The 14755-nt window shown below is 68.9% G+C and carries 13 protein-coding genes; 3 read left to right on the forward strand and 10 right to left on the reverse strand.

Features of this window, described 5'->3' with window-relative positions; translation table 11 throughout:
- Window positions 1-807 carry a hypothetical protein gene (locus BO221_RS31140; RefSeq protein ID WP_073564483.1) on the reverse strand — a complete coding sequence of 269 codons (807 nt, stop codon included), beginning with the start codon at window positions 805-807 and terminating at the stop codon, window positions 1-3.
- 50 nt (window positions 808-857) lie between these two features.
- Between BO221_RS31140 and BO221_RS31145 the strand changes: the two genes are divergently transcribed.
- The gene (locus BO221_RS31145; RefSeq protein WP_073564484.1) at window positions 858-1202 is read left to right on the forward strand and encodes a DUF3703 domain-containing protein; all 345 of its coding nucleotides are present in this window, start codon (window positions 858-860) and stop codon (window positions 1200-1202) included.
- 13 nt (window positions 1203-1215) lie between these two features.
- Here BO221_RS31145 and BO221_RS31150 read toward each other — a convergent pair whose 3' ends face one another.
- A complete protein-coding gene (locus tag BO221_RS31150) occupies window positions 1216-2649 on the reverse strand; it encodes an aldehyde dehydrogenase family protein (protein WP_073564485.1) in 1434 nt (477 codons plus the stop codon).
- Window positions 2650-2682: 33 nt separating this feature from the next.
- Complete coding sequence (locus tag BO221_RS31155; protein WP_073564486.1) at window positions 2683-4320, reverse strand: acetolactate synthase large subunit; 1638 nt, start codon at window positions 4318-4320, stop codon at window positions 2683-2685.
- A gap of 102 nt (window positions 4321-4422) precedes the next feature.
- On the opposite strand from BO221_RS31155, the gene BO221_RS31160 reads away from it, so the two are divergent.
- Window positions 4423-5307 (forward strand): LysR substrate-binding domain-containing protein, encoded by an 885-nt coding sequence (locus BO221_RS31160; RefSeq protein WP_073564487.1) that lies wholly within the window; start codon window positions 4423-4425, stop codon window positions 5305-5307.
- Window positions 5308-5311: 4 nt separating this feature from the next.
- Here BO221_RS31160 and BO221_RS31165 read toward each other — a convergent pair whose 3' ends face one another.
- The 3 genes from BO221_RS31165 to BO221_RS31175 all read right to left on the reverse strand — a co-directional run bounded on the left by BO221_RS31165 (window position 5312) and on the right by BO221_RS31175 (window position 9626).
- Window positions 5312-6832, reverse strand: coding sequence for an acetyl-CoA hydrolase/transferase C-terminal domain-containing protein (locus tag BO221_RS31165; protein WP_073564488.1), 1521 nt, complete (start codon window positions 6830-6832; stop codon window positions 5312-5314).
- Between the two features lie 40 nt (window positions 6833-6872).
- Window positions 6873-8519, reverse strand: coding sequence for a prenyltransferase/squalene oxidase repeat-containing protein (locus BO221_RS31170; protein ID WP_073564489.1), 1647 nt, complete (start codon window positions 8517-8519; stop codon window positions 6873-6875).
- 372 nt (window positions 8520-8891) lie between these two features.
- The gene (locus BO221_RS31175; RefSeq protein WP_158079942.1) at window positions 8892-9626 is read right to left on the reverse strand and encodes an HAD family phosphatase; all 735 of its coding nucleotides are present in this window, start codon (window positions 9624-9626) and stop codon (window positions 8892-8894) included.
- A gap of 124 nt (window positions 9627-9750) precedes the next feature.
- Between BO221_RS31175 and BO221_RS31180 the strand changes: the two genes are divergently transcribed.
- On the forward strand, window positions 9751-11529 hold the full coding sequence (locus BO221_RS31180; RefSeq protein WP_143195785.1) for a methyl-accepting chemotaxis protein: 1779 nt from the start codon (window positions 9751-9753) through the stop codon (window positions 11527-11529).
- A gap of 60 nt (window positions 11530-11589) precedes the next feature.
- On the opposite strand, the gene BO221_RS31185 is transcribed toward BO221_RS31180, so the two are convergent.
- Genes BO221_RS31185 through BO221_RS31200 form a run of 4 tightly spaced genes read right to left on the reverse strand, consistent with a single transcriptional unit; the run spans window position 11590 to window position 14695 of the window.
- Window positions 11590-12141 (reverse strand): hypothetical protein, encoded by a 552-nt coding sequence (locus BO221_RS31185; protein WP_073564492.1) that lies wholly within the window; start codon window positions 12139-12141, stop codon window positions 11590-11592.
- Window positions 12138-13145, reverse strand: a complete 1008-nt coding sequence (locus BO221_RS31190; protein WP_143195786.1) for a FecR domain-containing protein — start codon at window positions 13143-13145, stop codon at window positions 12138-12140. The genes BO221_RS31185 and BO221_RS31190 overlap by 4 nt, the downstream gene beginning before the upstream one ends.
- The gene (locus BO221_RS31195; protein WP_073564493.1) at window positions 13132-13692 is read right to left on the reverse strand and encodes an RNA polymerase sigma factor; all 561 of its coding nucleotides are present in this window, start codon (window positions 13690-13692) and stop codon (window positions 13132-13134) included. Before BO221_RS31195 ends, BO221_RS31190 begins: the two co-directional genes overlap by 14 nt.
- Before the next feature lie 49 nt (window positions 13693-13741).
- Window positions 13742-14695: a hypothetical protein gene (locus tag BO221_RS31200; RefSeq protein ID WP_073564494.1), complete on the reverse strand. Its 954-nt coding sequence runs from the start codon at window positions 14693-14695 to the stop codon at window positions 13742-13744.
- Window positions 14696-14755 lie beyond the last annotated feature (60 nt).

Below are 14755 nucleotides of genomic sequence, written 5' to 3' on the forward strand. Positions count from 1 at the left end.
CTAGAACCCGAAGTCGTTCAGGTGGCGGCGGTAGCCCTGCGAGTTGGGCCGGTACCACTGATCATCCCAGCCCTTGAACTCCACATCATCGAGCAGACGCTCGGTCTTGCTGTTGAGGGTGACGGAGTTGATGAGCTGCACCGTCGTGGAGCCCACGTTGCGGGAGACGAGCCGGTTCGAGGTGGCGGTGTCGAGGTATTGATAGGTGGTGCGGCTGCAATAGTCCTGGAGGAAGCAACCACTGTCACAGGTGCTCAGGTTGTTGTAGGTGGCGTGTTTGTCTTCAGCGACGTAGAGCGTGGGCCAGCCGCGAGAGGCATTGCGCGAGTCGATGGCCGTGTCGTACTCGAGCTGTCCATACGAGTACCAGGCTGACGAATCACAGCTGCTCTTGCGATGGGCGGACAGGTAGGCCCAGTCCAGGTACCACCTGCCACCGGAGTAGTGGACCTCGAGGATCTGGAACTCGGGGTCCCCGTCGTGGCCGGTGGTGACACCGGTGTCCTCGAAGAAGGTGTCCAGGTAGAACACCTGGAGCGTGCGGGTGGAGAAGCTGGTGCTCTTCACGGCGTAGTACGGGCGCCGGTCGAAACCGCTCTCGCCGCTGTCGAACCAGAAGAGGGGCATGAACCAGAAAGCGACCTGGTGCTCACAGTCGTCGTTGAGCCCATCGCGGTCGGCATCGGTGCCGGTGCCCCAGCAGTTGTCCCCGTAGGGGATGGTGGAGAGACCATCGGCGCGGGCCGGGCCTGGCAGGGCGAGGAACAACCCCAATGATAGGACCGCGATCCAGGTGAAGCGATGCATTCGAGAACCTCGGGGAAGGGAGGGGCTCGTATGGTACACGTCCACCGGACATGACGCCCAAGCTGCGACACCACTTCGAGCAGGAGTTGCAACAGTCCAGGGAGGCCGGGTCACGGGGAGACCCGGCCGCCGCGTGGACGTTCCTCGAGCGCGCGCACATCCTCAGCCAGGCCCATGCCGGACCGCACATCCGGGTGCACTTCGCGATGTTCGCGTTCGCCTGGCGCACGAGGAACCCGCGAGAGCTGCTCGGTCAGATTCCCCGAATCCTTCTCGCCGGGCCAGGGTCCTGGTCGGGCCGCGCCCCCCTGGGCAACACGGGCGGCGCGAACGTGGGCATCTTCACCCCCATGCCCATCCCCGAGGATCTCCAGGCCCTGCTCCGCGACGCCTGAGCGCGCGCGGGCCTCACCCCTGGCGCAGCACGAGCAGCCGCAGCTCGGTCATGTCCTCGATGGCGTACTTCACGCCCTCGCGCCCCAGTCCCGAGCCCTTCACACCCCCGTAGGGCATCGTGTCGACGCGGAAGCTCGGCACGTCGCCCACGACGACGCCTCCCACCTCCAGCTCGTCCCACGCCCGCATCGCCCGCGACAGGTCGTTCGTGAAGACGCCCGCCTGCAGCCCGTAGCGCCCTGCGTTCACCTCGCGCAGCGCGTCCTCGAAGGAGCCGAAGGGCTGGAGCAGCACGACCGGTCCGAAGGCCTCCTCCGCATTCAGCGGCTCGTCCGCGGGCACGCCCTCCAGCACGGTGGCCTCGAGCAACGCGCCCCGCCGCCCTCCCCCGGCCAGCACGCGTGCCCCACGCTCCACGGCCCGGTGGATCCATCCCTCCAGCCGGCGCGCGGCGGCCTCGTCGATCATGGGGCCGAGCGTGGTGGCCTCCTCCCGGGGGTTCCCCGCACGCAGCGCCCGGGCCCGGGCGACGAGCCGCTCGCGCAGGGCGCCGTACAGCTCCTCGTGCACGAGCACGCGCTGCACCGAGATGCAGCTCTGCCCCGCCTGGAAGAAGGCACCGTGGGCGATGCGGTCCGCGACGAAGTCCAGGCGCTCACCCTGGTCGCGGTCCACCACGCAGGCCGCGTTGCCGCCGAGCTCCAGCACCACCTTCTTGCGCCCGGCGCGGGCCTTGAGCTCCCAGCCCACCTTCTCCGAGCCGGTGAACGACAGCAGCTTGAGCCGGTCATCCTCGATGAAGGGCCCCACGTCCTCGAGGCGCGTCGGGAGGACCGAGAAGGCGCCCTCGGGGAGGTCCGTCTCGGCGAGCACCTCGGCCATGATCATCGCGCTCACGGGCGTACGGTCCGACGGCTTGAGCACGAACGGGCAGCCGGCGGCGATGGCGGGCGCCACCTTGTGCGCCACCAGGTTGAGCGGGAAGTTGAACGGCGTGATGAACGAGCACGGGCCCACGGGGACGCGCTGGGTGAAGCCCCGGTAACCCTCGGCGCGCTTGGACACCTCCAGGTTCAGCACCTCTCCCCCGCCGCGCACGGCCTCCTCGGCCGCGGCCTTGAACGTGTCGATCAGCCGGGTGACTTCACCCCGTGCGTCGCGCAGGGGCTTGCCCGCCTCGATGCAGAGCGCGAACGCGAGTTCCTCGGCCCGCTCGCGGAAGCGGCGCACGCAGTGTTCGAGCACCTCCTGACGCGCATACGGAGCCAGACGCCGCATCGGCCCGGCCGCGCGCACGGCGGCGGCGATGGCCTCTTCCACGGCGGCGGCATCCGCGAGCGCGACACGCGTCACGACCTCGCCCGAGTATTTGTCGGTCACGGCCAGCTCCGCGTTGGGCTGCCGCGGGCGGTTGGCCAGGTAGTACGGGTAGCGTTCTGCCAACATGGGGGTCCTCACTTTCTCTCTCAGGTTCGTGGCTCAGCGCACCGCGGGGTCCTCGGCACTGGCTCCGAGCGCGCGGGCGTTGTCCGAGTAGTCGATGGGCAGGTCGATGACGTGCACGCCGCCCGATTCCAGGCAGCGGGCGAGCGTGGCGCCGAACTCCGAGGCGCTCGCCGGGCGGTGCCCCTTCGCCCCGTACGCCTCCGCGTAGCGGACGAAGTCCGGGTTGCCCAGCTCCATTCCGAAGTCCGGGAGCCCCATCTCGCCCTGCTTCCAGCGGATCATCCCGTAGCCATCGTCGCGCACCACGACCACGGTCAGGTCCAGCTTCAGGCGGACCGCCGTCTCGAGTTCCTGCGAGTTCATCATGAACCCACCGTCACCGCAGACGGCAATCACCTTGCGGCGCGGATGGACCAGCTTCGCGGCGATGGCGGACGGGAGCCCCGCCCCCATGGTGGCGAGCGCGTTGTCGAGCAGCAGCGTGTTGGGCCGGCGGCAGCGGTAGTAGCGGGCGAACCAGAGCTTGTACATGCCGTTGTCCAGGCACACGATTCCGTCATCCGGCATCGCGCGCCGCACCTCGGCGACGAGCCTCGCGGGGTAGATGGGGAAGCGCTCATCACGCCCTCCCTCCGCGAGCTGCGCGTCGAGCCCCGCACGAGCGCGCTCGAAGGAGGAGAAGTCCCAGTGCGTCCGGGGGCCGACCCCCTCCGCGATGCGCCACACCGCGTTGGCGATATCGCCGGTCACCTGCACCTGCGGGAAGTACACGGGGTCGACCTCGGCCGAGGAGAAGTTCAGGTGGACCACCGTGCGGCGGTGGTCGCGCATGACGAACGGCGGCTTCTCGATGACGTCATGGCCGACGTTGATGATGCAGTCCGAGGCCTCGATGGCCCGGTGGACGAAGTCTCCGTCGGAGAGCGCGGCCGTGCCCATCCAGAGCGGATGCGTCTCATCCACCACGCCCTTGCCCATCTGGGTGCTGAAGAAGGGCACACCGGCGCGGTCCACGAAGACGCGGAGCATCTCCGAGGTGAGCTTGCGGTTGGCGCCCGCGCCGATCATGAGCAGCGGACGGCGGGCGGACGCGATGGCCTCGACGGCCTGGGCGATGGAGGCCTCATCCGCCACGGGCCGGCGAAGGACAGCGGGTGCGAGGGGCGCGGCATCCGTGGACTCGCGGGCCACGTCCTCGGGCAGCTCCAGGTGGGTCGCACCGGGGCGCTCCTCCTCCGCGCGGCGGAAGGCCTCGCGCACCGCCGAGGGGACGTGCTCCGCGGAGACGAGCGTCCGGGTGGACTTGGTGAGCGGCCGCATCATTCCCACCACGTCGACGATCTGGAAGTGGCCCTGCTTGCTGGCCTTGATGGGCTTCTGGCCGGTGAGCATGACCATGGGCATGGCGCCGAGCTGGGCGTAAGCAGCGGCCGTGACGAGGTTGGTCGCGCCGGGTCCGAGCGTCGCGAGGCACACGCCCGCCTTTCCGGTGAGCCGTCCCCACGTGGCGGCCATGAAGCCCGCGGCCTGCTCGTGGCGCGTGACGACGAAGCGCACACCCGAGGCGCGCATCGACTCGAGCAGGTCGAGGTTCTCCTCGCCGGGAAGTCCAAAGACGCAGCGCACGCCCTCCGCTTCGAGGGCTTTGACGAACAGATCCGATGCCTTCATGGGCTCACTCTCCTCCGGTACGCGACAAGATCTACGCGCGGCCGTCGATTCGTACATTCGTTTGTTCCCATGGAGCCGATAGGCATTGCCTATGATGGGAGAATGGAGCTCCGCCACCTCCGCTACTTCTCCGCCGTCGCCGACACGCTGCACTTCGGACGTGCCGCGCGGCGCATCCACGTCTCGCAGCCCACGCTGTCGCAGCAGATCCGCCAGCTCGAGGAAGAGCTCGGCTCACCCCTCTTCGAGCGCGCTCGCAGTGGCGTGCGGCTGACACAGGCAGGGGAGCTGTTCCGCACCTATGCCTCCCGGGCGCTGGAGGACGTGGATGCCGGCCGGGTGGCGGTGAGCGCGCTAAGGGGACTGACCACGGGAGCGCTGCGCGTGGGCTACCCGCCGAGCATGCGAGGGGTCGTGGTGCCCGCCCTGGCCGCCGTGCTGCGCAAACACCCGGGTCTCGCACTGAGCGCCGAGGAGGCGGTCGTGCGGCGGTTGGAGCGGCGGCTCTCGGACGGCAAGCTGGACGTGGGGCTGGGGTATGCGCCCGCGCGCTCACCAGACCTCGACGCCGAGCCCGTCTTCGACAGCAAGCTCGCGCTCTTCGTGGCCAAGGGGCACCCCCTGGCGGGAGCGGAGTCCGTGGCCTTGCGGCAACTCAAGGACGAGCCATTCGCGCTGCTCTCGCCCGGGTTGCGCGTGCGCGCGCGCGTGGACGTCTGGTTCGATGCCATGCGCTTCACGCCGAACATCGCGCTCGAATCGAACGCGGTGGCCACCGTGCTCGCCATCGTGCGCGCGGGCCTCGCCGTCACCGTGCTCCCCGAGCCCCGGCTGGCCGACGCCGAGCGCCTGGTGGTGAAGCGGCTCTCCCCTGCCCCACGCTCCGAGCTCGCGGCGCTCCTGTGGCGCAAGGGCGCGCCCCGCCCGCCCGCGGCCGAGCTGTTCGCCGCGGAGGTGCGCGAGCGCGCGAAGGAGGTCGGAGCGTGAGTGCTCAGCCTCCCTTGGGGAAGTTGCGGCAGGCCTCGTCGTAGTCCCGCCACCATGCTTCCAGGGACTTCATGTCGATGAGCCGGGGCTCGTCTCCGGCGCCCGCCATATCCAGGTAGGCGTGCAGCAACGGGCGGAAGTGCGGGTGCGCGCACCGCTCGATGATGTCCGTGGCGCGCCGCTTGGGCGAGCGGATGTCCATGTTGAGCGCATAGCCGTGCTCGGTGACGACGCACTTGATGTCGTGCTCGGTGTGGTCGATGTGCCGCACGTACGGCATCACGCAGCTCACGACACGCCCGTCCTTCAGCGGCCGGGTGGACGGCGTGTGCACGATGCTCAGGTAGGCGTTGCGGAAGAAGTCACCCGAGCCGCCCAGCCCGTTGACGATGCGCGAGCCGTCGATGTGCGTGGAGTTCACGTGCCCGTAGATGTCCACCTCGATGGGGGTGTTCATCGCGATGACGAACAGCCGCGAGATGATCTCCGGGCTGTTGGACAGCCACATGGGCCGCAGCACCAGCTTGTCCCGGCAGCGCTCGAACAGCTCCAGGAAGCGCCGGCGCCCTTCGGCCGAGAAGGAGACCGCCGTGGCCGACGCGTTCTCGAACTTCGCGTCGTCCTCCACGTAGCGCAGCATTCCGTCCTGGAAGACCTCGGTCCAGAAGCGGATCTTCTGGAAGGGGGATTCGTAGAGCTCGCCGATGATGGCGTTGGCCACGTTGCCCACACCGGACTGGATGGGGGGCAGGCGCTTGCCCCAACTGAACTGCTGGCGGCACTGCATGAGGAAGTCGATGACGTTCTGAGCGATGCGGCGGTCCGTGTCGCTCGCGGCCTTGAAGGGCACCGGGTGGTCGGGCGTGACGGACTCGACGACGGCCACCACCTTGCTGCGGTCGAACTCGACGTAGGGGGTACCGATGCGGTCGCGCACGTTCAGCAGGGGCAGCGGCCAGCCCACCTTGGGGTGCACGGCGGGCAGGACGATGTCGTGGAAGCCCGTGTAGTCCGGCACCGCGGTGTTCACCTCGAGGATGATCTTCCGCGCCCGGGCCAGCGCCTCGGCGGAGATTCCCACCGACGATGAGAGGACGACACTGCCGTCCTCGCGGATGCGCGATACCTCGACGACGGCGACGTCGATCTCCCCGTAGAACCCGTACATCAGGTTGCGCGCGAAGGCGGACAGATGGACGTCGGTGAAATCCATCTCCCCCGAGTGGATGAGCTTGCGGGAGATGGCCGAGGACATGTACGGCCCGCGCTTGCGGATGAAGGGGGCCATGGGGCCCTCGACATCGTCCGAGAGCGAGGCACCGCTCAGCAGGGTGATGCGGGCATCGGGCGCCGTCTGGGCGAGGTGACGGGCGAGCGCCGGGAAGAAGGTCTTTGGCTCGCCGGACTTGGTGAAGCCGCTGATGGCCACCGTGCTGCCATCGGTGACGTGCTTCACCGCCTCCTCCACTGGAACGGCCTTGGCCAGCAGTTCAGCGTTCTCGACTCGGTCCCGCAGTGTGGTCATGCCCTAATGCTGCATCCTCCGGCATCCCACGCAAGCGATCTCAGCGAGCCTCCAGTCCCAGGGTGGGGAACTGGCGCGCCATGGCCTTCCAGGCAGGCATGGCCACCGCCGGGCGCGCGGCCAGCACGTGATCGAGCGCCAGCAGGGCGAAGATCTCGGAGAGGACCGGGACGTTGTACGCGATGGGCCGGGGGCCTGCCTGATCCGGAATGGACAGGAACCGCCCGTCCGCCTGCTGCTGGCGGACGAGGTACCTCACGCCCCGCGCGAGCGTGGCGGGCTCGTCGAAGTGGCTGAGGGCAATCAGCGCGTACGACGTGCTGATGGGATCGCTGACGTCACCGGCCCGCTGCCCCCAACCGCCGTCCACGTTCTGCGAGCGCCGCAGGTAGTCCAGGCAGTACTCCTCGGCGAGCTCCATCGTCATCCTCAGCCCCGAGGCGCTCTCGGGCAGCAGCCGCATCGCCAGCAGGGCGCGGAAGATGGCGTTCGACTCGCTCAGGCTCCAGCTCCGCTCGAAGCTGCCATCCGCCTTCTGGTGGGTGATGATGTAGCGGATGCCCCGCGCGATCAGCGCGGCGTGCTGCTCCCGGTTGGGGGCCAGGGCGTTGAGCGCACCCGCCGTCATGGCGACCTCAGACTTGCTCCCCGCGACGAACGTCGGGAAGCCGCCGTCAGCGCCCTGCATGTCCACCAGGTACGCCTCGGCCCGCTCGATGGCGTGGGCATGGCGCATCGGATCCAGGGCCCGGAGGAACTCCAGGCAATACGAGGTGTCATCCACGTCGGTCTGGTGCACGTCCTCGGCGTAGCCCCAGCCCCCATCGGGCTGCTGCTCGCCCACGAGGTAGTCCGCCATGCGGTACAGCAGGGACTTCCGGCTCCCGGCCTCCACCAGCGCCAGGCCCGCCGTGGCCGTGCAGAAGATCTCCATCCCCGTGATGAAGGGGATGCCACCATCCGCGTTCTGCACCGAGATCAGCAGGCCGATGCCGTGCTGGAGCGGCTCGCGGTGCCGCGGGAAGTGACGCAGCGCCAGCAGCGCGAGGATGTTGGCCAGCAGGTGCTTCTCCCAGGCCCCTTCCGTGCTCTGGGTGGCCGTCAGCAGCTCCACGTCCTCGGCGCGGATCCACTCGGGGAATCCGCTCCCCACCGCATGGAGGATGCGCAGCGAGGCCACCGTCACGCCCACCCAGCTCTGGTACTTCTCCTCGCCGCTGTTCGAGAAGTCCTCCGGCGTGAGCACGGAGTCGAACGGCGCCAGCCCCAGCTCCGCCATGAGCACGCTGAACATCATCCGCTTGCGCCGGTTGGTGAAGTGGTCGAAGCCCGCCAGGTACGCCCTGACCGCCTCCGCGTCCTGGCTCGTGCTCTCCCCCAGCGCATGCCGGCGCAGCACGGCGTGCAGGGGATCCTCCCGCTCGTCGATGCACTGGGCCCGCAGGTAGTCTTCGATCCGCCCTTGCACCTCCGAAAACAGGCCCAACTGCTGCAGCAGGTGCAGGCTCAGCACCGACTCCAGGACGCGGCTCTCACACTGGCCCCGCACACACCCGTCCTCCCCCACCTGCGTCTCCAGGTACTCCCGGAGCTGCTCCCTCGCGACCACGGCACCAGGCTCCGACGGGATGCGTGCCGGCTGGCCCATCTCGAATGCGGGGACGTTCATGTACGGGGAGGTGCGCATGGGGGGGACCCTGTGAAAGAGGGAGCGCGACAGTCGAAGAACAACCAGACTGAATAATTTCAATAAGCCAGAAAAGGGTATGAAGCAACCCTCTTGAGTCAGTTTCTACTCACTGACGACCTCCTACATTGAGCGTCAGGCACAACATTGGATCCGGTTCCTGAAAAGCCCAGGGATTGAGAGCCTTTACGACGCGAAAGGCTCACGGCCACGCGATGGAAAAAAACCGTGGAGCGAAATTCGCGCGAAAATATGGGTCCAGACACACCCAGCCCCGGCGACGCAAAGCGTCAGTGCTCGGCCACGACGAAGGCGGACGGGTGGCGGCAGGCCCACGGCGAGGGGGCCCGGCATACCTGAGAGGTGAAGTGGTCAGCCCCGGGGCGAGGACCCGGGAACGGGGGCCGCGAGCATCATCCGGGTGCGCTCGAGCACATCCTCCCGGGTGGCCACGGCCCACCCGCGCTGCTGGGCGAGCACCCGCAGTGCGGGCTCGGGCTCGAAGGCCAGGGGCAGGCCCAGGCGCTCGAAGAGGACTGAATCGGTGATCGAGTCACCCAGGGCGAAGCACCGCTCCAGGCGCACATCCTGTCCGCGCGTCACCGCGTCGAAGATCCGGCTCTTCTCGCCCAGGGCGCCCGAGGACAGGTCCACGCTCCCCGTGTACTGGCCGTCGCGGCGAGTGAACAGGGCGCCGCAGGCCTGGGAGATGCCGAGCTCGCCGGCGACGCACTGGATCATCTCCTGGGGACTTCCCGAGATGATCACGCTCCAGTAGCCCGACTCCCGAAGCAGGGCGGCCAGGGGCCGTACGAAGCCGAAGAGCTTCCGCCGCTCCTCCTCCCACACCTTCCGGGCCAGGGCATCGACGGTGTCACACCGGATGCCCTCGAGGGCCTGGGCGTAGAGGGTGTAGGCGCGAGTGGCCATGGTGGAGAAATCGATGGCCCCCTGCTTGTACTGGCGGAGGACCTCGAGGACCCCCTCGGCCCGGGTACGGTGACAGTCGCCCGTGGCCATGAGGGCCCGCAGCAGCTCGACGCCCAGGGCTCCCGGGTAGAGCGTTCCATCGACGTCGAGAACCGCAGCCTTCAGTTCGTTGCTCATCCCCATCGCGCCTCTGTGGCGGTTATATCCGAATCCAGCGGACGAGCCCACCGCCAGGCCAGACCTCTGAGGTCACGTCCCTTCATTGACACCCTGGCGACAGGCTGACTACCGTCATGGGGGCATGCCGGACACGTCGACTCGCGGGTTGTTCAAGCAGTTATTCCTGGTGCAGCAACTCAACAGCCTCTCCTGCATGCCAGTGGTGGTCTGGCTGGTGTCGCTCGTCATGGGCCTCACGCCAGACCAGGCCTTGCGGACGGCGGCCGTGCTTCTGCCTCCCGCGGCGTTGATCTTCGGGCTCGGCCTGCCCGTGGCGCTCATCTCCACCACCTGCCGGTGGGCCCTCAACGAGCGCCCGGGTGAACGCGCCGGTGCGCGTCTGGCGAGGATCCTCAAGGTTCCGCGAGTGCTGGAGGTGGGGTGCCTGCTCATCTACATGACGGGAGCCGCCACCTACACCGGGCTTCCCAGCGTCTATTACGGCAAGGGGCTGCTGGCCATGCCGGTGGCCATGATCGTCATCGGGCTGATGGCCAGCCTCAACATGGTGTGGACGCGCATCGCCTTCGAGCGGGTGCTGCGGCCCCTGGCCCTGGCGGAGTTCACCCAGTACCCCAACCTGGAGCTCAAGGAGCAGGGTCTGCTGTGGCCGCGCTATGGCTGGTACCTGCCCTTCGTCTTCGGGCTGTTCGTGGCCACCACGCTCACCACCACGGTGGTCATCATCTGGAAGATCTCCGAGGAGAACATCACCGACCTGCTGGCGCGCATCTACACCGTGCCGGACCCGGGGGTGGCGATCCGCGAGACGGTGAACCTGCTGTTCGAGCAGCTCGCCCTTCCGCTGCTGCTGGTGGGCCTGTTCCTGGTGGGTATCGCCGCACTGGGCGCCTGGAGCGTGGCCAAGCACCTGGAGACTGGAGCCAACGCCGTGCGGAGCGCCATCGAGGGCTTGGCCTCGGGCAAGCCCCGCTTCCCGGAATGGGTGACGACCGACGAGGTGGGTGATCTCTCGCAGGCAACGGCCCGCGCCTTCGAGCGGCTCAAGCTGCTGACGCAGACGCTCGGCGAGTCCGCCCAGCGGTTGGGCACCTCGGCACGGGAGCTGGGCAGCTCGAGCCAGCAGCAGAACGAGACCATCACCCGCCAGGCCGCCGCGCTGCACGAGACCCATGTGACGGCGCAGGAGCTCAAGGACACGTCGCAGCTGGCCTCCAAGCGGGCCGAGACCATCCTCCAGCAGATGATCGAGGCGGAGTCCATCGCCCAGACGGGCGAGACGGTCATCGAGGGCAGCCTGAAGGGGCTGGAGCAGATCCGCACGCAGGTGGCGGCGATGGCCGAGCGAATCCGGTCGCTGGATGCGCATACGCGGCAGATCGCCCACATCACCACCACGGTGAAGGACCTGGCGGACCGGTCGAACATGCTGGCGCTCAACGCCGCCATCGAGGCGGTGCGCTCGGGAGAGCACGGCAAGGGGTTTGGCGTGGTGGCCCGGGAGATCCGCTCGCTGGCGGATCAGTCCATCCAATCCACCCACCGTGTGCGGCAGCTGCTCGAGGACATCAGCGAATCCATCCGGACGACGGCCACCATGACGGAGCAGGGCTCGGAGAAGGTGGGCGAGAGCCTGGAGCAGATCCGCTCCTTCGGCCACAACATGCGCCAGCTGTCCAACCTGGTGCAGAACAACGCGGCGTCGGTGAAGCAGATCTCCGCCGCGGTGGGCCAGCAGGGCACGGGCATCGAGCAGCTGTTCACCGCGGTGACGGCGTTGACGGAGATGATGGAGGACACCATCACCCGCATCCGCGCCACGGATCAGTCCATCACCGTGGTGAGCAACGTGGCGAACAACGTGAGCACCTTCGTCGACAGCTACAACTGGAAGGCGTGAGCTGAAGAAGCAGGCCTGCCCGGAGCGACCGCCGCTCCGTGCTGGAGGCGCAGGAGCCACTCAAGGCGCGCTCGATGCCTGCACGACCAGCACATCCAGCTCGATGACGTCGCCCGGGGCCCCCTCGGTGCCGGTCACCTCCACCCCCACCCGCTCCGTTCCGGCCGGGGCCGTCAGCTCGCGAGCAGTCCGAACCCACTCCGAGGAAAGCACCGGGCTGGAGAGCACCTCCGACCGCAACTCCTGGCCGCGCGCATCACGCCAGCTCACCCGCATCTCGGCGGCCAGAGCCCGTCCCGGCGTCCCGCGGGCCCAGAAAGAAGCGCGGTGCGCTCCCGGGGATGCGGCAAATCCCGGCCAGTTGTCAGAATGGACGCCCCAGCCGTACAGCGCGGTCACCTCCACGCGCATGCCCGCTTCGCCATCTCTCGCGGCGGTGGGCGCTCTCGAGACGTTCACCGAGAACCACGGGGCCCACTGTCCGAACCCGGTCTCGAGAGACGCCGTCTCGGCGTCGAGCAGATTGGAGGTGGGGGGATGGTCGATGATGACAGGCTCGCAGGCGGTGAGCGCCGCGGCCAGCGACAGCACGCTCCAGCGCCCCGGTCTCATCGCCCTGTCTCCCCGTCACGGGCCTGGCAGGACAGCGTCTCACGGGCACGCTGGACTGACTCCGCATAGCGCCCACGCTGGAACTGTCGTTCGTGGCGGGCCCAGTGCGCACAGGCGCGCTGCGCGTCCTCGAGCTGGTACGTGAGAAGAGAGCCCAGCTCGAAGCTGAGGCGTTCCCGCGTCGCCGCGGGCTGCTTGCGCATCGCCGCCTCGAGGTAGCGCGCCGCTTGCTCGAACTCGTGCCGGCCGCGAAGGACCTCCAGCTCTCGCAAGATTTCCCCCACGCTCGGGGCACGGGCCGCCGCGGTGGGGGGGCTGGAGGAAGCGGCCACCGGGCCAGGCGTGGCCAGGGGCTGGGGCGGTTCCGGCTCGGGAGACACCACCTCCACCGGCCACCCCAACGTCTGCCCCGGCCGAAGCTGAACCACCTCCCCCGTGAGCCGGCGGAAGAGAATCGCGCCTTCGTGCAGGGTGACCGCTCCACCCACTTCCCGCTCCTCCACCGTGAAGCGCGTGCCCATGACCTCAATCGCCCCACCCGACACGAGCACGACTGCGGGGAGGGCCCCTGGCTTTCGGCGCTCCACCGAGAACTCCGCGCGGCCGCGGACCAGCCGCACCCCCGACGGCTCGCGACGAACGACGAGCGGCCCCAGGTTCCGAAGGGCGAGGCCTCGGGCGTCGTCCACCAGGGCGGCCTCGCCCGTTTGGATTTCCACCCCCGCGGCGTCTTCCCGCACCCTCAGGCCGGGAGTGGCCTGCGCGAGCTCGAGCCCCCCTAGCGAGCGTGCGGACGGAGCGCTCCAGAAAAACACCGCGAGGGCCAGCGCCGCTGCCGGCGCGGCGAGCATCAACCATACGAGACGCTTGTGCCGTGCCGGCTTCGGCTCGCGCGCGTCCCGCAACCGCGACCACAGCCGGGCCCGGGCGGCCGGGGACAACCCCTGCTCGCGGCGGAGCTGGTCTTCACGCCGGAGCTCGGCGCGGAAGTCACGGGGAGCCATCGTCCACCTTCCATCCCCAGGCCGACAGGCGGCCCTGTGCGCGGCTGATCAACTTCGACACGTAGCCCTCCGACAGCGAGAGGAGCTGGGCAATCTCACGCTGGCTCAGGTCATCCAGCATCTTCAACCCCATCACCACGCGCTCCTGCCCCGGCAAGCGGTCGAGCGCCGCCGTGGCGCTGCGCACCACCTCTTTCCGCTCGAGGGCCGCCTCGGGCGTGGACTCCGTCTCCGTGCGCTGCGACGGAAACAGGAGGGCGGCAACGCGCCGTCTAAACGTGTTCTCGCGCCGCAGGGAGGAGAGTGCCACGTTCTGCGTGACGCGAAACAGCCAGCCCCTCACGTCCTCCTCGCGCAGCCACGCGCGGTGCTCCCAGGCCTTGAGAAAGACATCGTGCGTAACGTCTTCGGCCCAGCCCGAGCGGCCCGCCGCATACCGCATGGCCCAGTAGAAGACATCCTCGGCGTACTCCTCGTAGAGCGTGTCGAAAGACACGGGCCGGGCAGGCAGGGGGGGCGGGGCCTTGGAGTGGAGAGCGCGCGACATCCGTTACCAGGGCACCTACGATCGGCGCCGGAAAAACTTTCCTCGAAGGTTACGGCCGCCAGGAGAAGCTGGCGCCGGTTTCGAACCTCGCGCCGCCTCGCGACCACAGCGTTCCACCCTCGCTCACATGGGTCACTGGCCTCAGCAGGCCCAGGGCCACGCGCAGCTCCGCCGCGAGGCGCTCGGTGAACCTCCACCGGAGCTTCATCCGGGCCCAGCCCGCGGGAGACACCTGCGTACCGGACCGGGCCGATACCCAGGGGGCCGCGAGCTGGTAGGTGTGGAGGACGACGCCCGCGCCCACGCCAGGTTCGAGCTGAAGACGCTCCGACGCGGAGAGCCGATAGCTGAAGAAGGCGCCACCTTGCGCCTCGAGCACGGTCAGCTCCGCGCCGCGAGACCCCCCGAGCCCCGCCTCCGCCTCGAGGCCGAACGCCCCCAGGCCATGCCTGATGGACAGCAGGAGGTGTGGGTCGACGGCGGGCCCACGCCAGAGAGACCCCAGGCCCAGGCTCAGGTTCAGCTCCGAGCTCCGTGGGGCGGAAGCCACCCCCACGGGAGGCTGGGGCACGGGCCCAGCAGTCTTGGGCGCGGGCCCAGCAGTCTGGGGCGCGGGCGCTGCCACCCGGGGCGGGGGCGGCTCCGGCTCGGTCTTCAGCGCACGCGTCATCTCGGACAGCTTCTGTGCGATCTCCAAGTGGAGCTCCGCGAGCGAGCCCCGCCCCATGCGGACGATCTGCTCGACCCGTTGCCGCGGCCCGGTTGCCTCGAGCCGCAGTCCTTCGCGAGTGCGGCTCGCGCGCAGTCGAAGCTGCGCCGGACTCTCCGGAGAAACGACCGCGAAGCCCTCCTGTATCAACCGGAGCGCCACCTTCCGCTCCAGCTCCACACCTTCCCACCGCCGGTAGTCCTGGGAGGACAGGGGGCGAAGGTCGAAGGAAACGGACACCGCCGGGGCCTGGGCCAGGAAGACGAGGGACAGCGCGCTGAGCAGAGCAGTCATGCGGTGGCGAGATAGTACCCCACGGGGAGGAAAGTTTTTTCGGCCTGGCGCGTAGTGGGG

The organism is Archangium sp. Cb G35, assembly GCF_001896145.1.
GTDB lineage: Bacteria > Myxococcota > Myxococcia > Myxococcales > Myxococcaceae > Archangium > Archangium violaceum.

Coding starts and splice junctions, on each gene's coding strand:
- BO221_RS31140 (WP_073564483.1), bottom strand. CDS start 807: ATGCATCGCTTCACCTGGATCGCGGTCCTATCATTGGGGTTGTTCCTC.
- BO221_RS31145 (WP_073564484.1), top strand. CDS start 858: ATGACGCCCAAGCTGCGACACCACTTCGAGCAGGAGTTGCAACAGTCC.
- BO221_RS31150 (WP_073564485.1), bottom strand. CDS start 2,649: ATGTTGGCAGAACGCTACCCGTACTACCTGGCCAACCGCCCGCGGCAG.
- BO221_RS31155 (WP_073564486.1), bottom strand. CDS start 4,320: ATGAAGGCATCGGATCTGTTCGTCAAAGCCCTCGAAGCGGAGGGCGTG.
- BO221_RS31160 (WP_073564487.1), top strand. CDS start 4,423: ATGGAGCTCCGCCACCTCCGCTACTTCTCCGCCGTCGCCGACACGCTG.
- BO221_RS31165 (WP_073564488.1), bottom strand. CDS start 6,832: ATGACCACACTGCGGGACCGAGTCGAGAACGCTGAACTGCTGGCCAAG.
- BO221_RS31170 (WP_073564489.1), bottom strand. CDS start 8,519: ATGCGCACCTCCCCGTACATGAACGTCCCCGCATTCGAGATGGGCCAG.
- BO221_RS31175 (WP_158079942.1), bottom strand. CDS start 9,626: ATGAGCAACGAACTGAAGGCTGCGGTTCTCGACGTCGATGGAACGCTC.
- BO221_RS31180 (WP_143195785.1), top strand. CDS start 9,751: ATGCCGGACACGTCGACTCGCGGGTTGTTCAAGCAGTTATTCCTGGTG.
- BO221_RS31185 (WP_073564492.1), bottom strand. CDS start 12,141: ATGAGACCGGGGCGCTGGAGCGTGCTGTCGCTGGCCGCGGCGCTCACC.
- BO221_RS31190 (WP_143195786.1), bottom strand. CDS start 13,145: ATGGCTCCCCGTGACTTCCGCGCCGAGCTCCGGCGTGAAGACCAGCTC.
- BO221_RS31195 (WP_073564493.1), bottom strand. CDS start 13,692: ATGTCGCGCGCTCTCCACTCCAAGGCCCCGCCCCCCCTGCCTGCCCGG.
- BO221_RS31200 (WP_073564494.1), bottom strand. CDS start 14,695: ATGACTGCTCTGCTCAGCGCGCTGTCCCTCGTCTTCCTGGCCCAGGCC.